This is a genomic window from Psychrobacter sp. UBA6739 (assembly GCF_002453835.1).
Taxonomy (GTDB): Bacteria; Pseudomonadota; Gammaproteobacteria; order Pseudomonadales; family Moraxellaceae; genus Psychrobacter; species Psychrobacter immobilis_A.
In genome coordinates this window covers 29256-47101 of record NZ_DKHR01000031.1, presented here as the reverse complement: position 1 = coordinate 47101, position 17846 = coordinate 29256, and the positions used below count along the sequence as shown (strand labels likewise).

General features: G+C 43.0%; 11 protein-coding genes. 6 read left to right on the top strand and 5 right to left on the bottom strand.

Going from position 1 to position 17846, the window contains the following annotated elements:
• Positions 1–7: 7 nt before the first annotated feature.
• Both B2575_RS07570 and B2575_RS07565 read right to left on the bottom strand, forming a co-directional pair.
• Positions 8–820 carry a crotonase/enoyl-CoA hydratase family protein gene (locus B2575_RS07570; protein WP_296240960.1) on the bottom strand — a complete coding sequence of 271 codons (813 nt, stop codon included), beginning with the start codon at positions 818–820 and terminating at the stop codon, positions 8–10.
• 161 nt (positions 821–981) lie between these two features.
• Positions 982–4530, bottom strand: a complete 3549-nt coding sequence (locus B2575_RS07565) for an ATP-binding protein (protein ID WP_296240959.1) — start codon at positions 4528–4530, stop codon at positions 982–984.
• 512 nt (positions 4531–5042) lie between these two features.
• Here B2575_RS07565 and cysM point away from each other — a divergent pair.
• The 6 genes from cysM (at position 5043) to B2575_RS07535 (ending at position 13229) form a co-directional block, all read left to right on the top strand.
• The gene (gene cysM / locus B2575_RS07560) at positions 5043–6011 is read left to right on the top strand and encodes a cysteine synthase CysM (protein ID WP_250163691.1); all 969 of its coding nucleotides are present in this window, start codon (positions 5043–5045) and stop codon (positions 6009–6011) included.
• 66 nt (positions 6012–6077) lie between these two features.
• On the top strand, positions 6078–6902 hold the full coding sequence (locus B2575_RS07555) for a 3'-5' exonuclease (RefSeq protein WP_250163690.1): 825 nt from the start codon (positions 6078–6080) through the stop codon (positions 6900–6902).
• 88 nt (positions 6903–6990) lie between these two features.
• Positions 6991–8532 (top strand): 23S rRNA (uracil(1939)-C(5))-methyltransferase RlmD, encoded by a 1542-nt coding sequence (rlmD, locus tag B2575_RS07550; protein WP_250163689.1) that lies wholly within the window; start codon positions 6991–6993, stop codon positions 8530–8532.
• Between the two features lie 383 nt (positions 8533–8915).
• On the top strand, positions 8916–11468 hold the full coding sequence (locus B2575_RS07545) for a RelA/SpoT family protein (RefSeq protein ID WP_296240957.1): 2553 nt from the start codon (positions 8916–8918) through the stop codon (positions 11466–11468).
• A 53-nt stretch (positions 11469–11521) separates the two neighbouring features.
• The gene (mutM, locus tag B2575_RS07540; RefSeq protein ID WP_250163688.1) at positions 11522–12460 is read left to right on the top strand and encodes a bifunctional DNA-formamidopyrimidine glycosylase/DNA-(apurinic or apyrimidinic site) lyase; all 939 of its coding nucleotides are present in this window, start codon (positions 11522–11524) and stop codon (positions 12458–12460) included.
• Between the two features lie 328 nt (positions 12461–12788).
• A complete protein-coding gene (locus tag B2575_RS07535; RefSeq protein ID WP_060490428.1) occupies positions 12789–13229 on the top strand; it encodes a hypothetical protein in 441 nt (146 codons plus the stop codon).
• 123 nt (positions 13230–13352) lie between these two features.
• On the opposite strand, the gene mscL is transcribed toward B2575_RS07535, so the two are convergent.
• The 3 genes from mscL to B2575_RS07520 all read right to left on the bottom strand — a co-directional run bounded on the left by mscL (position 13353) and on the right by B2575_RS07520 (position 17599).
• Positions 13353–13796: a large conductance mechanosensitive channel protein MscL gene (gene mscL, locus B2575_RS07530; RefSeq protein WP_055125730.1), complete on the bottom strand. Its 444-nt coding sequence runs from the start codon at positions 13794–13796 to the stop codon at positions 13353–13355.
• Positions 13797–14081: 285 nt separating this feature from the next.
• Positions 14082–15932: a translational GTPase TypA gene (typA, locus tag B2575_RS07525; protein ID WP_055125731.1), complete on the bottom strand. Its 1851-nt coding sequence runs from the start codon at positions 15930–15932 to the stop codon at positions 14082–14084.
• Between the two features lie 356 nt (positions 15933–16288).
• Positions 16289–17599 carry an OmpA family protein gene (locus tag B2575_RS07520; protein WP_060490426.1) on the bottom strand — a complete coding sequence of 437 codons (1311 nt, stop codon included), beginning with the start codon at positions 17597–17599 and terminating at the stop codon, positions 16289–16291.
• Positions 17600–17846: the final 247 nt, after the last annotated feature.

The window sequence follows — 17846 nt, the reverse complement described above, 5'->3', positions numbered from 1 at the left end:
AAGATATTTAGCGGAACTGGCGCTTGCCAAATGCCGTACTGGCTTGCTTGGCTTTTCTTAAAGCAAGCTTGCGATTACGACCGAGCATCATTTTAAGCTGCCATACTTTTTCTTTATATAAAGTAGTGGCTGGCTGCTGGAACATAGCATTGACCACACGCTTACTCGCCAACACCGCATCAGGAGAGCGCTCTGCAAATTCAGCAGCGAGCTTTTGCGCCTGATCAAGTGGCGCTTCATTGCAATGGCTGACAAGACCCAATGCTTTGCCCTCACTGGCAGTCACGATACGCGCACTCATGGCAAGCTCTTTTAGCACATCTTCACGTACCACGCCAAACGCCGATTGCGTCAAACCCATGTCTGGTACCAGCCCCCACTTAGCTTCCATAATAGACAGTTTGCAATCTGGATGACTGATGCGCACATCGCAAGCCAGCGCTAGCTGAAGCCCTGCACCGATACAATAGCCTTCTAATACAGCAATGACCGGTACAGGCACATCGCGCCATACCAGACAAACTCGCTGGAACGAGCTCTGCCATGGCTTTACCAGCTCCCAAACGGCGAACGCTTGATTTTTCGGATGATTTAAATCACCCAAATCGATGCCCGCACAAAACGTGCCTTCAGCACCATTGAGAATCACCGCACGTATCGTTTTGTCTTTACCAATGCTTTCTGCGACAGCAATCAATTCTTTCACCACTTTAAAGCTCATGGCATTTTTTTTGTGTGGGCGATTTAAGGTTACCGTAAGTATATTGTCAGTCATACTAACTTGTAAGGTTTCATATTGGTAAGTGGCAATCGCGTTCATAACAATCCTTATTCATGAATAAAATAGAAATGGCATCTAAATATGATGCCGATACGTCTAAAGCTGATGGCAACAATATTAACAGCCTTGTTACGACGCTACCTCATCAATAACTGACTGCAACGATTCGATTCACCATTTATGTCATAAAACCATCATCTCTAAATCATTTTCCACGTCATATCATTTTCACTCAAACGATGATAATTGAGCTGAGGATAGGCTGACAAATCTAGCGCCTGCAAATTATTTAACGCTGTTATTAATGCGGCATAATATGGCTCAAGCATAGCAAACTGCGCAGGGGTGGTGTGTTGGACATTCAGCAAGCATTTATCTTCTAGGTCTTGACTGGCCTGACGTAATTGCGGCACACCAGTATAACGACTGCCGCCTAAGATGCGATGAGCAATTTGCGCTAGCATACTGCGATCACGGGCGTCCCACGCTTGCGTCAGCGCCTGCTTTTCATCATTGATCGTATCAAGCATCATAATGATAAGCTTGGCTGCCAAGTCGGGCTTATTCGCTGAGCGGGTCAACGCGTCTTGCCAATCTAAAATAGCAAACCCATCACTTTCGTTAGCCCCCAAAGAGTGATGGCTTAAATGGTGGTGACTGCTGTCCCAATTCTTCGTTTCTTGCGCATATGTGTGGGAATTTGTAGGCGTTACCACTCCATCGCGAGCACTATTTATCGGTGTTTCCGATGGCTTTAATAGTGGCGACTGTCCTTGTTTATGTAAGCGCAAGTTCTCATAGCGTGGCTGGGTGTCACGCGGTGTTTCGCGTCTATAATCCTCACGAGGTTGGCTGTCTCGCAAGTAATTATCACGAATTTTCTTCAATGATAAAGGACGCGTTATTTTTGGCTGATTGATTGTATTAGAATCGCTATGACGGTTATTTTCATCCCCTTTCACCATAGGATAGGCAATGGTTGTAGAGTCTGATGGCCACGTTGAATACGTTTCAGCCTCCCTATTCTGTAAATCAGTAGAGTGTGAGTTATCTTTTGACAAATCGATAACCTGCACATCAGTATTGTGCACATCCGTACTGTGCAGATTGGTATCAGGCAACGTTGTTAACTGCGGCATTGTCGTTGTGCGTCCAAGCCATTTTTGCAGTACTTGTAATAACTGAGGCTGGCTAATGGGCTTACCCACATAGTCATTAATGCCACTGGCGATCAGTTTGTCTCGCTCATCAGCCAAACCATGGGCAGTCAACGCAATAATCGGGATACGGCTATCATCATTTTCAATGTTGCGAATTTGTCTTGCGGCTTCATGCCCTGACATACGCGGCATTTGGATGTCCATGAATATTAGATCAATATGACCTTTATCCTGAGTAGCAACTTTATCGTCGGTATTCATCTCTTCATGAAGCGTACTATTTGATTTCTTGTTTACCTCATCGCGCGTTTCAGCTTTAGAGATTTGCGTTTTATTCGACAGACTTTGCTTATCATTCTTTGTGGTTTTAAGATTTTTGGTTTGTTGTTTGCTGATAATTTCTATGGCGTCAAAACCACTACTCGCTGTGATGACTTGGATGCCAAGCTCACTAAGTAATGCATCGAGCACCAACAAATTGGGCAGATGATCGTCGACTGCCAGTACCGTCACCCCTGTCCAGCGCGGTTCTTGCACGCTTTTTTTGGTACTGCGATTTTGGGTGTCGAGCATGGCATAAAGCTGTCTTTTGTCTAAAGGCTCATACAAAATATTGGCATGATAACGATTTAATAATGCTTGATCGGCAGCAACTTGATAACCAAATACCGCAAGCTTGCCTTGATAATGCAGACGAATTTGTTTGAGTAATGCCATCATATCGTCTTGGGTATCATCATCGACGATGACCCAATCCCAATAATTACCATACTCTTTTAATGACTCAAGTACGCCTGGTAAGGAATTGGCTTGGGTCAATTTAATCGGCAAATATTGCAAGCTGGCTTTGAGCACTTGGATAGAGGCGGTATGATTGATCCATACCAATACATTAAACTCATCGGTCTCACTCGCCAATGGAGCCAAGACTGGAAGCTCAATTGTCTGGCCAGTAGCGGCTTCTAACACATCGACATGTGCTGGCATCCGAAACCAAAACGTTGCGCCCTGATTGGCAATATTCTCTTGAGCGTTATCATGAAAGCCAATATCACCGCCCATTAGCCGCGTTAATTGCTTGGAGATAACGAGCCCCAACCCTGTGCCGCCATACTGACGAGTGATTGAAGGGTCGCCTTGGCTAAAGCTTTGGAACAGCATTTTTTGATCGGCTAAAGAGATGCCCTTACCGCTGTCTTGCACACTGATCATGAGATAATTATCACGATGATCATCCAAGCTGACACGCACTACCACATCGCCACTATCGGTAAATTTAATCGCATTGCCGACGATATTGGTCAATACTTGCTTGAGGCGTAGGGCGTCGCCATTGATGCGCATCGGCACATCATTATAAAACAGCACCGCCATGCGCAGACCTTTTTCTGCGGATACGGGCGAAAGCATATCGACCACATCATAAATAGTGTCATAAAGGTCAAACTCATGACGGTCAAGTACCAGCTTGCCCGCCTCGATCTTAGAGAAATCCAAAACATCGTTAACCAAGGCAAGCAAGTGTGCTGATGACTTACGTATGGTTTGCACGTACAAATCTTGTTCAGGATTCAATTCGCCATGCCTTGCCAGCAAATTGATAAAGCCATCGATACTGTTTAATGGCGTGCGCAGCTCGTGGCTAATATTGGCCAAAAACGCCGATTTGGCTTGGCTGGTTGAAATTGCCGCATCACGTGCATTACGAATAGAGATGTTTTGCATTTCCATCTCATCAAACGCAAGGCGCAAATCATCCTCGGTTTGCTCGGCATGGTCTTTTAACTCCTGAAAGCTTCTATGCAGGCGGCGTAGCGTTTTGACCAAGTCTTGCTGCAATAAGTTCAGCTCACCATCTGACTCAACAGGAATAGGCTGATACAGATTGTCGACATGGGTACGCTGCAACTGCAAACGTAGCTCATAAATTGGTGCTATCCAGCGCTTTGAATAAATATTTAAACTCAGCAATAAAATCAAAATGGTGAACAAGCCGGTAATCACTAACGCCATGGCGATACGGTAGCGGGCGATGTAGAGTGGTTCATTGTCCATATCGACGAGTAGCCACAGTTTTTGTCCTTCAAACTCCCCTAACACACTGCCATAAGCGGTTCCAATAGGCGTTGGTTGCTGCGATAAAAAATTCTTTTTTGTGTCTATTGCAGGCCATGCTTCGTTCAGTCCATAACCGACTGCGGCGAGCACTTGATTGCTTTCATTGATGATCGCAATACGCTGTACATGTTGCTCGGACTGCATACGACCCAGCTTATCTTGAATTTCCTCAAGCTTCGTGATGGTCGTTTGAGTGGCATCATTTGCTCTGATTTCGCCATCCACATTGGGTTCGCCGTCTGCTTGCTGGCGCTCTTGCGCCAACAGCTCAGGGATTAGCTCTGCAATCGCTGGGGTATAACGAATCAGCACCGCCTCCGCCAATACTTCTTGTTCGGAATTGCTGGCACGCATGGTCTCATAAAAGACCAAAATACCGCCCACCGCTGCCAAGATACAAATGGGTAGGAACACCAATATAATCAACTGGCCATACGCACTGCTAGTATCAAAACGTTTTTTGTATGCCATGCTAGCTTTACTCTCTACAGAAAATTGCACTATGAATCAATAGCGGCGGTAAGCGGTGTTAGCCAATCATAATTTTTTTAGGGGCTGTGCTCATTTCAAAGCTCTCCTCATTTCAAAGCTATCGTCATTTCAAAAATGATAACTGCATACCCATGATAAATTTAGTGATTCTTGTTCTTGCCGTACCTATATATTGCCATAACTATAACGCATTTCATCGATCATGGTGAGTGGCTATGATGCAAAGGCATTTTAACTGTCCAGCCCTTTTTAAACACCACTCATTTACCAAAATCTCTTGATGCCTTCAGCGTAGCCAAAAACAAAATGATATAATGACGCAACTTTTCATTTATTGCTATTTGGTTAAAGCGGTAGAAATATCATTAACGATCAAATTACTCACTTCACTCAATAGCAGCCGTATCAAGATATTTATTCAAAAATCAAAATGACAATTAAAAAATAAACGGTAATTAAAAATCAATTTTAAAAATTCGCAAGGATACTTTATGTCCGCAACGGCTATCTCCAACTCTAATTTCATTACTCAAGTTACCAAACTTGCTGATTGCGTCGGTCAGACGCCATTGGTTAAATTGCAGCGCTTACCTGAGCAAGAGCAGCTGACCAATGGTGCTGCGTTACTGGCCAAGCTTGAAGGTAACAATCCAGCGGGGTCTGTTAAAGATCGTCCTGCTTTTAATATGATTTATCAGGCAGAACAGCGCGGTGATATCAAAGCGGGCGACATGCTGATTGAAGCCACGAGTGGCAATACGGGTATCGCTTTAGCCATGGTCGCGGCGATGCGTGGCTATCCGATAACGCTACTGATGCCAACCAATTCAACTCAAGAGCGCAAAGATGCTATGATTGCGTATGGTGCGACGTTAATCGAGGTGGATGAAGGCATGGAAGCCGCACGCGATTTAGCGCTGCAAATGCAAGCAGATGGCAAAGGCATCGTATTGGATCAGTTTAATAACCCTGATAACAGTCAAGCCCATTACCTGACCACAGGGCCTGAACTATGGGCGCAAACCGAAGGTAAAATCACTCATTTTATTAGCTCAATGGGCACCACTGGTACTATTACCGGTGTATCGCAATACCTCAAAGAACAAAATCCAGATATCAAAATCATCGGACTACAGCCTGATGAAGAAGCTTCGATTGCTGGTATTCGCCGCTGGCCTGCAGCTTACATGCCGGGTATCTTTAACGCAGATTTGGTTGATGAAATCATGGATGTGGATCAGCGTATCGCAGAAATTTATATGCGCAAACTGGCGAAAACTGAAGGTGTTTTCGCGGGCGTTTCATCAGGTGCTGCAGCATGGGCTGCCGTACAAGTCGCTAAAGAAAACCCTGATGCCGTCATCGCCTTTATTGTCTGTGATCGCGGCGATCGTTATTTGTCGACGGGTTTATACAATATTAACGACGACAATATTGACGCCAGCAATGTCGATCGATAACCGCACATAAATTACCTAACGCACAGACAACCCTGCTCAGTTTAGTTGATTCAATCAGGATTTCTTATGTCACAAGCTCTACCATCCGACCCTATACTGGTCTTTGATATCGAAACTGTCGCTAATACCGATGCGGCGCGCCGTATCTATCCGCAATTGGCAGAGTTGAATGATGCAGATGCATTGAGCGCACTCACAGCGCTTCGAATACAAGAAGCTGGGCATGATTTTATGCGCTTGCCACTGCAGCGTATCGTCTGTATCTCAGCGTTATATATCAAAGATGGCAAGTTGTCGTTGTTCTCATTGACCGCTGATAAATTTAGTGAAAAAGATATTCTTGCCAAATTTTTTCGGGCATTTAGTGACCTTGAAAAACTGCCACAGCTTATTAGTTGGAATGGCTCAGGTTTTGATATTCCTGTACTGATATATCGGGCTATGCAATACGATTTATCAGCGCCATGGTTATTTGAAGAAGGCGAGCGCATCAAAAACATGCGCTTTGATAATTATGTCAATCGCTTCCACACCCGTCACCTTGATTTGATGGACAGATTTAGCCAGTACGGTGCCAGCCGCCGCGAAGCCATGGATATTGTCGCAAGCTTATATGGTCTACCGGGTAAAACAGCTGTCGACGGTAGTATGGTTGGTGAGCTTGTCAGCACTAATGACTGGCAAACGCTGTCTATTTATTGCGAGTCTGACGTCATGAATACATGGCTAATCTATTTGCGCTGGTTGCGTTTAACTGGGCAACTATCCTCACAAGATTTTGACGCTTGGCAGCAGCAGAGCTATGACTATTTAGTAAAATATACCCAAGCGGATGGTCATGCTCGCCATCAAGACTTCATCGCTGATTGGTCATCTGCGCCCACATCATAACAAATGAAGTTATATGAAGGCGCGTTATAAGACATCGCGTTTATCCTCATTTTTTTAGTTATTTATCATTTATTATTAAGGCAGGTTTATGCAACCCACCGATTCAAAAACGTCTACAACCTCTGATGTTACGCCAGCAACGAGCGAGACCCAAACGATTACTATTCCGCCTAATAAGAAAAAATCTAAACCCTCATCAAAGACACGCCGCCGCCTAAAGGATGCAGAACCTCTGCCCTTCACCATTGATGGTTTGTCGCATGATGGTCGCGGCGTTGCCGTTTATGGTAATGGTTTTGGTATAGACGATGGTCATGTCGAAGACAAACATGGCAAAAAAATCTTTGTAAGCTTTGCATTGCCGGGTGAAAGTGCCTTGGTCAAAATAACCAATAGCCGTGCCAGCTTTGAAGAAGGCGAGGCTGTCAGTATTACTGCCAACCCAAATTCTGAACGTGCCGTACCGCCCTGCCCACATTTTGGCGTCTGCGGCGGCTGTAATTTGCAACACTGGCAGCCAGACGGTCAAATCAACTTTAAGCAATCTGTATTGGCTGAAATGCTGATACACCAAGCCAATGTCACGCCTGATAACTGGCTTGCTCCAATAGTTGGTGATCGTCTTGGTTATCGTACCAAAGCACGATTGGGTGTGCGTTATGTCACCAAAAAAGAAACCGCGCTTGTCGGCTTTCGTGAGCGCTCAAGTAACTTTTTGGCAGAATTAAATGAGTGTCATATTTTAGATCCAAGAATTGGTTTTGAGATTGAAAACTTAAAAACACTGATTAGTACGCTAGAGAGCCGTAACAAGATTGCTCAGCTTGAGTTGGCCATGGGTGAGGAGATGCCTGAGCTGCCAGATGGCAATCAGCCCGTTGCCCTTATCGTACGCAACTTGGAGCCATTATCAGACGCGGATATAGAAAAGCTAAAAGTATTTTTTGCCGCACGCAACTGGCAGCTATATTTGCAGTCTAAAGGTGCGGACAGTATCCAGCGTATTGCATTGACTGCAGATGATGACATGAGCCAGCAATTTGGTCGTTTATATTACCAATTGCCAGAATACGATTTGACTTTCGAGTTTATCCCGACAGATTTTACCCAAGTGAACCTGTCCGTTAATCGTCAAATGACCAAGCTTGCTTGCGATTTGTTAGACTTAAAAGCAGGTGAACGCGTACTTGATTTATTCAGTGGTCTAGGCAACTTTAGCTTGCCACTCGCGCGCCTCGTTGGTGAGACAGGTTCTGTGGTTGGTGTTGAAGGCAGCGAAGCGATGACCGCACGTGCAGCCGATAACGCACGTCGTAATGGCATCAATAATACAGAATTTTATAGCCAAGATTTGACGCAAGACTGTACTGATAAACCTTGGGCAAATCAGGGCTTTGATGCGCTATTGATCGACCCGCCGCGTTCTGGTGCTTGGGAAATTATGCAGTACTTGCCGAAATTTAACGCTGAGAGAATCGTTTATGTCTCTTGCAACCCTGCAACCCTCGCCCGTGATACAAAAGCATTATTAGAGCAAGGCTATCGTCTGACTCATGCTGGCGTAATGGACATGTTCTGTCATACCGGTCATGTTGAGTCCATCGCTCGTTTTGAAAAAGTAGCGGTGTAATTCAATTTACGGTTAAGTGAGCGGTTCAGAGCATTAAATAGCCATGCTAAAGGTCACTGAGCTTGATTCAAAATTTGAGTCAAGCGGTGGCAAAAAATGATGGTTATTTATCCTGATTAACCGCAGACATTACATAGCCTCGCTTGATTTGTCTCTTTAAAGTGAGATAATAGTAAACAATATTCCTAGACTGGTTTTTTCCATTCTTGTGAACGTTTGCACTCATAGCTTTATATATTTTACGCGCATTTTATGACTGCTAAAAAACAGATTTTTTAGCAGTTATATTGGTTTATAGCTGACACTTTATGAATCGTAAGTTCAACGTGTGTGCATAGTAGATGAGGTTATAATCAATTCAAAATAGCTAAGAGGAGTCGGCTATGGTAAAAATTCGTGAAGGATTACCGCTGGTGGATGGACAGACCACCCAAGCCGATAGTGCAGCACTTGCCGCTCAACTGGTCGCGAGCCAACGCTCGCACCAGTCTGCCAATAGCTATGCCCAAATCCCCCTCGATATCAAATACCAGCTGTCCACTCATAAACTACACACCACTTTTGATCGCTCAGCACTACATGCTTTTCATAGTCATGATCCAAAGCTTGAAAACGAATATTCTGATAACCCGCTTTTAGATAAAAATAATGCTCTCTCAGATAAAGAGCTGGAAGCGATTGATTTAGATCAAGTCAATATTGATGTTCCCACTTGGTTAGACAATGTCGCCAAACGTATCGGACAAGAGTCTGTACCTCACTTGAATGCTGCTTGTGAATTTATTCGCAGTCATATGAATACCAGCGAGTCTGAGCGTTCAGGCGCTTATGTCACGGGTATTGGCATGACAGACATATTGACCTATCTCTACCAAGACGAAGACGCTCTTGTGGCTGCAATGCTCTATCGTAGTGCGCGAAAATCAATCATAAGCCTCGCTGATATCGAGAAAAAATTCGGTGTAGACATATCGACCCTCGTCAAAGATACCTTGGCAATGGGTAAGCTGTCTGAGATTATTGAAAGCAATAAGCGTCTAGAAGATCACTTCGTAAACAATCAGCGCGACCAGCTATCTAATATTTATAGCATGCTAATCTCCGTCACCAATGATGTACGTGTCGTCCTTATCAAATTGGCTGAGCGTACTTTCGCCATGCGCGAATTGACCTTTTCTAATGAAGAGCGTCAGAATCGGGTGGCGCGTGAAGTCATGACCATTTATGCACCACTGGCGCATCGCTTGGGCATCGCGCAACTTAAATGGGAGCTAGAAGACTTAGCCTTTCGCTACCTTGCGCCTGAACGCTATAAAGAGATTGCCAAACTGCTCTCCGAAAAACGCAGCGAACGCGAGTCCTATATTCAGCGCGTACAAGATAAGCTCAATGAGGCACTAGCAGAGGCTAATATCGAAGGTGAAGTCTCTGGACGTGTTAAGCATATCTACTCTATCTACCGAAAAATGAAGCTCAAAGGCTTATCGTTTGATCAGCTTTATGACATTCGCGCGCTGCGAGTATTGGTCACCAATCCATCAGACTGTTACCACGTGCTTGGATTGGTACATGGCTTGTGGCGATATATTCCAGAACAATTCGATGACTATATTACCAACCCCAAGTCCAATGGTTATCGCTCACTACATACGGCAGTCATTGCTGAAAACAAGTCACTGGAAGTGCAAATTCGTACTCATGAAATGCATTTCGAAGCTGAGCTTGGCATGTGTGCTCATGTTAACTACAAAGAAGGTCTAAAGAATAAAAAAGACAATTATCTTAATCAAAGAATCAGCTCGCTGCGCCAACTGTTATCTATCAATAATGAAACTCGTAACCAACCGCGCTCACCTTTACTAACTGGTGAAGAAATAGAGGGCATGGAGTTTGACGAAGAAGAGCAACTCGTTGACTTTGACGAGCTCGAACGCATCTATATCTTTAGCCGTGATGGTGACATTACTGAACTGCCAAAAGGGGCGACCGTTCTTGATTTTGCTTATTATGTACATACACAAGTCGGTAATCGTGCCCAAGCTGCGCGAGTCAATCAGCGCTATGTACCATTAACCTATCAACTCAAAACGGGTGAACAAGTTGAAATTATCACCAAAGCATCACGTGAGCCCAACCGTGATTGGCTAGTTGCTTCACTTGGATACATTCATACCAACCGTGCACGTTCAAAATTGCGTCAATGGTTCAATAAGCAAGACCGTGATAAAAACATTGAAATTGGTCGTCAAATGCTCAGTAAAGAGCTTGAACGATTATCGGTACATCCCAATAGCATCGATTTAAACGACTATATTCAGCATTTCCATGTCAATACGACTGATGATATTATCGTTGGATTGGTCACAGGCGACATTGGTCTCAACCAACTCACCAGCCACATCTCTCGTCAGCTACACCTAGAACCTGAAAGACCGCCAGAAAATTTTGCGCCAAGTATAGATGCTAGAGAGGCAGGCAAAATCGATGCTTATAAAATTCGTATCGATGGGCTGGATAATATAGAAATCAATCTAGCAGGCTGTTGCCACCCTGTGCATGGCGAGCCAATTGCTGGTTACATTACCTTATCACGAGGTGTCAGTGTCCATAATCGTGGTTGCCCTGAATATTCACGCTTGATTGAACGCGATCCTGAGCGCGAAATAGAAGCTTCGTGGCGGGTACAAGCTGGTCGTTATCAACCCGTTGATATTCACGTAGAAGCCTATGATAGACGCGGACTGTTGCGTGACTTGACGCAAATTATTGATAAAGAAAATGTCAATATTCGTCAAGTTGAAACGCTTAGTAATGATGATAACATTGCCTTTTTAAAATTTCATATTGAAGTCTCAGGATTGGCGCACCTATCTAAGCTTTTGGCGAAACTAGAGCAACAGCATGGTATCTTGCATGCTCGCCGCGCCGTCGCTTAGATATAAACTCACAAAGTACATCCACTGAATCATAAGGTTATTATAAAAATATCATGCCTGAATTGCCTGAAGTAGAAACAACCAAAACCAGCCTTGCACCGTTATTAGGGCAACGCATTATCGATATAAAAGTTTTTCAGCCAAAGCTGCGCTGGGCGATGCCAGATGATTTAGATAGCTTGATTGATTACACACTAGATAGCGTTGAGCGCCGCGCAAAATATTTAATTCTTAACTTTTTACCTTTATTACCCAATGACGATAGCGCTGCGGCTCAAACTGCTACGTTAGTACCGCGTCAAATTTTGGTTCATTTAGGCATGTCGGGCAGCCTGCAACAGCAGAGCTACGGTACTGAAAAGCGCAAGCATGATCATCTCATCATTGTTTTTAAGGGCGTTAATAATACAAAAGTCCAGCTACATTACTACGACCCAAGACGTTTTGGGTCAGTGTTATGGCACAAGGATTATAGTGCTAAGCTATTAGATCATTTAGGTCCTGAACCATTATCAGATGAATTTACTGCAGACTACCTGTATCAATTGATTCAACGGACAAACCTGCTTGATCACAGTGCTGATACCGTAGCAATTGGCAACGCCAAATCAAAGAAGCAGCCCATTGCTCGCGCTATAAAATCAGTCATCATGGAACAACAGGTCGTCGTGGGTGTCGGTAATATCTATGCGACTGAAAGCCTATATTTATCAGCTATTCATCCAGCCACCCCCGCTCACCAACTGTCCTATGCTCAGATGATTATTTTGGTCGATCATATTAAAGTTATTCTAAAAAAGGCGATAGCGCTTGGTGGCTCCACACTACGAGACTTCACCGTAGCAGATGGCCAAACCGGTTACTTCCAGCAGACATTAAATGTCTATGGTAGACAAGGGGAAACTTGTCCGCATTGTGATGCGGTGCTTGAGAATATCAAAATTAATGGTCGCGCCAGTGTATTCTGCCCCAACTGTCAGCCAATCCTTTAAATATTATCTGAAACTATCACTATCTGTTTCGCCTTAAGTACCAGAATAACTTAGGTATCAAGTCGTAGAATATGGCAGCACAATACTCTTGACTAAGTGTCTTATTATTTTGCACTAAGATTATTATATCGCGCGCCATTTTTGTTGCTTATTGACACACATCTTGCTTTAATAGTATGAGCACTTACATAAATAGTGCATAATGTTTATACATCTGTAATATATTTAGCTTACTTATCGTTGCGCATTGTTTATATAGGGAAATTGTCTCTGTGTGGAAATAGCAGCAGCTAATAATCATACCAATTATGAATTTTAGGACATCGTTATGACTGTTAAAGCCAAAAACCAACGCACAGTTAAGCAAAAAGCCATTACTATAGCCGCAAGCTTAAGTTTAATGGCTGCTACTATGCAGCCTGCCTTGGCAGCCATAGAAATTGATGAGACAGACTTTGGGCCCTCTTATGAGACAATGGTGGTTGATACTGTAGTGGGTAAACCTCTACAACTGGTCAGTGCCGTTGCTGGTACTGCCGCCTACCTAGTTAGTCTACCCTTCTCGCTTATCGGTGGTAATGCGGATCAGGCGCAGCAGAAACTTTTTGTTGAACCTTGGGATGCGATGGGACGCTGCTTAGGTTGTACTGTGGCTGAAGACAACTATTACAAATCACAAGTGACTAATGATAATGTTGTCCGTATTGTCGTTGATCAACCATCTGAGATTTTGATTAATACCAACGATTATGTCGTAGTTACGCCATAGTCTTTATATTAACAGCTGGTTAAATGATACAACTGCGCTAAAGACAATGCATTTATAAATTATCCATAAAAAAGGCTAACACGACGTTAGCCTTTTTTGTGTTTTTAATCAAATCATCATATTTTATTTTGAAACAGTGGTATTACTTAACTTAGCACTAATTTCACGAAGCAATTGCACCTCTTCTGAAGGTTGTTTTACCAGCTCTTGCACTTCTTCTTTACGACGCATTTTGTTAACCATTCTAACCATCATAAAAATAATAAATGCTAAAATTAAGAAATTAATCAGTACAGTAATGAAACTGCCATAGGCTAATACAGGAACGCCAGCTGCTTTGAGAGCATCATAGGTCATGGCAACACCTTCAGGCGCATCACCCAACACTAAGAACATGTTTTTGAAATTGATTTCGCCACCTGCTATGAAGGCCACTATTGGCATAATAATGTCTTCAACTAAGGACGTTGTGATAGTAGCAAATGCTCCACCGATAATGACACCGACCGCTAAGTCCATCACATTACCTTTTAGAGCGAATTCTTTAAACTCAGAAACCATACTCATTATTTTCTCCTCAAAATACCAATCTATAATCGAATAAGTATCTCAACAGTCGACCCAATCTTGAGCCTTAAGAGTAATAGTAAGAAACACTACTACTGTCAGTTATTCTGTCTATATTCTATGGAAATTACAACAAAAAAAAGCAGCATAAAATGAACCATATTCAGTTCACTCTATACTGCTAATTTTTTAGTTATCTTGATGCCCATTATTAAATAATAATGGCATCAAATGCTTCTACAAAATATCAATCCAATAAATTACTCAGTAATTCATGGCTCAATATTAAGCACCTTTTTTACCACGGCCGTGACGCTTACGCTCACTTTCAGTCAAATAGCGCTTACGCAGACGAATCGCCTTAGGTGTTACTTCAACCAATTCATCATCTTGAATGAATTCGAGCGCTTGCTCAAGTGTGAACTTGACTGCTGGAGTCAACGTCAATGCTTCATCAGTACCACTCGCACGAACGTTGGTTAACTGCTTAGCAGTCGTTGGGTTAACAGCCATATCATCGTTACGTGAGTTAAGACCAACGATCATACCTTCGTAAACTTCAAGCTGTGGCTCAGCAAACAATTTACCACGTTTTTGCAGGTTAAATAGCGCGAAACCTAAGCAAACACCTTTTGCCATAGAAACCAAGACACCATTCGAGCGACCACCAACATCACCGATCTTTTGTGGGCCGTAATGTGAGAAGCTTGACGTCATGATACCTGTACCTGAAGTCAAGGTTAAGAATTCAGAACGGAAACCAATCAAACCACGGGCAGGCATCGTCGCTTCGATACGCATACGACCTTTACCATCAAGTTCCATATTGGTCATCTCGCCTTTACGCAAGCCAACCTGCTCCATGATAGAACCTTGATGCTCATCTTCAATATCAAAAACAACGTTTTCATACGGCTCTTGTAACTTACCATCCACTTCTTTGACGATAACTTCTGGGCCTGAAACACCCATCTCAAAACCTTCACGGCGCATGTTTTCGATCAATACAGATAGATGAAGTTCACCGCGACCTGATACTTTGAATTTATCAGGAGATTCTGTATCTTCTACACGTAATGCTACGTTATGAATCAATTCACGCTCAAGACGCTCACGGATATTACGCGAGGTCACAAACTTGCCATCACGACCAGCAAAAGGTGAGTTATTTACTTGGAAGTTCATTGAAACGGTAGGTTCATCAACCGTTAATGCTGGTAACGCTTCGACAGCACTAGGATCACAAATCGTATCTGAGATATTAAGCGAATCAATACCAGTAATACAAACGATGTCACCAGCTTGTGCATCTTCAACATCAATACGATCAAGACCATGATAACCCATAATTTTCAAAATACGGCCATTACGGGTATTGCCGTTTTTGTCGATTACAGTCACTTGAGTATTGGTTTTAACTTTACCACGCTGAATACGACCAATGCCGATAACGCCAACAAAACTGTTGTAATCAAGGCTTGAGATTTGCATACGGAACGGTGCGTCAGCATCAACTTGAGGAGGCTGAACCACATCAACAATTGTTTTGAAAAGCGGTGTCATGTCATCAGCCAAATCGTCAGCTTCCAAACCTGCAATACCATTCAATGCTGAGGCATAAACAACTGGGAAATCAAGCTGTTCATCAGTTGCACCCAAGTTATCAAAAAGATCAAAGATTTGATCCATTACCCAGTCAGGGCGTGAGCCAGGACGGTCAATTTTATTGATGACAACGATAGGTTTTAGACCTTGCTCGAACGCTTTTTGCGTCACAAAACGGGTCTGTGGCATTGGGCCATCGACCGCATCAACGACTAGAAGCACGCAGTCAACCATAGACATTACACGCTCAACTTCACCACCAAAGTCGGCGTGACCTGGGGTGTCAACAATGTTGATACGATATTCAGTATCATCAGTCTTATCTGTCCAGCGGATGGCTGTATTTTTAGCCAAAATGGTAATACCACGTTCTTGCTCAATATCGCCTGAATCCATTGCACGTTCAGCAATGTTTGCACGGTCGCCAAAAGTACCAGACTGATGTAATAACTTATCAACCAAAGTTGTTTTACCGTGGTCAACGTGGGCAATAATTGCAATGTTACGCAGGTGTTTGATATCGTTCGCCATATAAAATGCTCGTTTCGTCTTAAAAAAATGCAGTAGCAATAAGCGCCGCTGGATAAACTTTTATCATCAACCAGATAGATATTGAGTACTTACTTTTAGAAGACTGCACAATAGATGCGGTTAATCAAATAATTTCAATATAATCAAGTATCTACACTGATAAATTCATCATACAGATAGCTATGCTAATGTACATTCTGTCAATTTACAGAATGTTTGGGCAGCTAGTATAACATTATTGCTTCACAAATTTATGTAATAACTTGCTTTTCTCAATCCATAAATAAAAAAAAGCCACCCATTAGGTGACTTTTTTTGTAACTATATATTTAGTAAAACAATCGGTCCAATAATATTTACTGAACAACCATATCTTTAGTTTGTTCAACAGTCATTGTTTTGTCACCAGTGATGATGGCATAAACACGACGGTTCATAGCACGTCCTTCTTCAGTGTCGTTTGGAGCGATTGGTTGGTCATAACCATAGCCAACTGTTGATATACGGTTTGGAGCAATACCGAATTCGTTAGTCAACATAGATTTAACAGCAACGGCACGGGCTTCAGATAAACGTTGGTTATAACGTGCTGAAGGACCAGTTTTAGAAGCATGACCTTCGATACGTGCTGTAGAGTTAGGATACTCGCGCATCTTCTCTGCTACTTTAGCGATTTCAGGTTGATACTGTGATTTGATCGTTGATTTATCGTTATCAAAGAATACACGTAGTTCCATTTTCAGCTCATCAGTAATATCTACTGGTACTGGGCAACCGCGCTCATCTACTACAACATTCATAGGAGTGCCTGGGCATGCATCGATGCTATCAGGTACGCCATCGCCATCAGAATCAAGATCAGATTCAACTACGACTACTGGAGTAGTATCGATAACTGGCTCTTGCATTGGTGGTACTGCTACTGTAGGTGCTAAATGGCCACCAAGTACAACTTCTAGACCGGCCAAAGCCATGCCTTCCCACCAGTTGTTATCAAAGTTATGAATCGCACGAGCTTCACCACGTAGGCTTAAAGCGTCGTTGATACGATACATAGCACCTAGACCTAGGTTACCAATGGTATCTTTAGACTCTGCAACTTCAGTACCAGCTGATACAGGTTGACCTGCTGTAGTACCTTGCGCATTACCCGTCGCAACATATTGCTCTTGGTTCTCTACTTTAATCTTAGATTGACCAGCACCAACCAATACATATGGTTTGAATGCGCTATCAGTATAACCAGTAAATTCTTCAGTACCGATTAAGAAGTTACCAGAAAGCATGGTTTGTTCTACGTCAAAACGGTTAACACCAGCGTCTGCTGATCTTTCTGAAGCTTCGCCGTTTGCATTTGATACACCATACTCTACCTGGAACTGAGTAGAAGGAGTTAGTTCAATACCTAGTGCAGCACCAGTATATAGACTGCTTTCTTTAGCTACGCCACCGTTTAGATTTCCGTTACGACCATCAATTGGTTGTGATGGATTCTGACCATTCATATAAAGGTCTTTACCAGTCTTAAGGACTTCGCGTTGCTCGTCATGAGCTTCGCCAGTGTAATGATAACCTAGTAACAATGGGCTAATAGTTACACCAGCATTAGCTGCTAAAGGTGCAGCTGCTACAGCAACCAGAGCTAGAGCAATTTTATTCAATTTCATGGACTTCCTCCAAAGGATAATTTGAGTGATGCATTAAGCAAAACCGCTTCTCAAGATGCTCTAAAATAGACATCTTTTACGAATTTTAAGTGACAAAGCAAAACCAATTAAGGAGTAGCTTAGCGATTATCAATTCAGTTTACAACTTTTTTCGTTAACGAGCTACACATTATTACACGATAATGTCGTAACTAAAACACAATAACCAGCTTAAGTTACCTAGAACTAACACACCTTACGCTTTTTA

Excerpts from the sequence above, each read along its gene's own strand:
- B2575_RS07520 (WP_060490426.1), bottom strand. The coding sequence starts at position 17,599 with ATGAAATTGAATAAAATTGCTCTAGCTCTGGTTGCTGTAGCAGCTGCA.
- B2575_RS07555 (WP_250163690.1), top strand. The coding sequence starts at position 6,078 with ATGTCACAAGCTCTACCATCCGACCCTATACTGGTCTTTGATATCGAA.
- cysM (WP_250163691.1), top strand. The coding sequence starts at position 5,043 with ATGTCCGCAACGGCTATCTCCAACTCTAATTTCATTACTCAAGTTACC.
- B2575_RS07535 (WP_060490428.1), top strand. The coding sequence starts at position 12,789 with ATGACTGTTAAAGCCAAAAACCAACGCACAGTTAAGCAAAAAGCCATT.
- B2575_RS07570 (WP_296240960.1), bottom strand. The coding sequence starts at position 820 with ATGAACGCGATTGCCACTTACCAATATGAAACCTTACAAGTTAGTATG.
- rlmD (WP_250163689.1), top strand. The coding sequence starts at position 6,991 with ATGCAACCCACCGATTCAAAAACGTCTACAACCTCTGATGTTACGCCA.
- mutM (WP_250163688.1), top strand. The coding sequence starts at position 11,522 with ATGCCTGAATTGCCTGAAGTAGAAACAACCAAAACCAGCCTTGCACCG.
- B2575_RS07565 (WP_296240959.1), bottom strand. The coding sequence starts at position 4,530 with ATGGCATACAAAAAACGTTTTGATACTAGCAGTGCGTATGGCCAGTTG.
- mscL (WP_055125730.1), bottom strand. The coding sequence starts at position 13,796 with ATGAGTATGGTTTCTGAGTTTAAAGAATTCGCTCTAAAAGGTAATGTG.
- B2575_RS07545 (WP_296240957.1), top strand. The coding sequence starts at position 8,916 with ATGGTAAAAATTCGTGAAGGATTACCGCTGGTGGATGGACAGACCACC.
- typA (WP_055125731.1), bottom strand. The coding sequence starts at position 15,932 with ATGGCGAACGATATCAAACACCTGCGTAACATTGCAATTATTGCCCAC.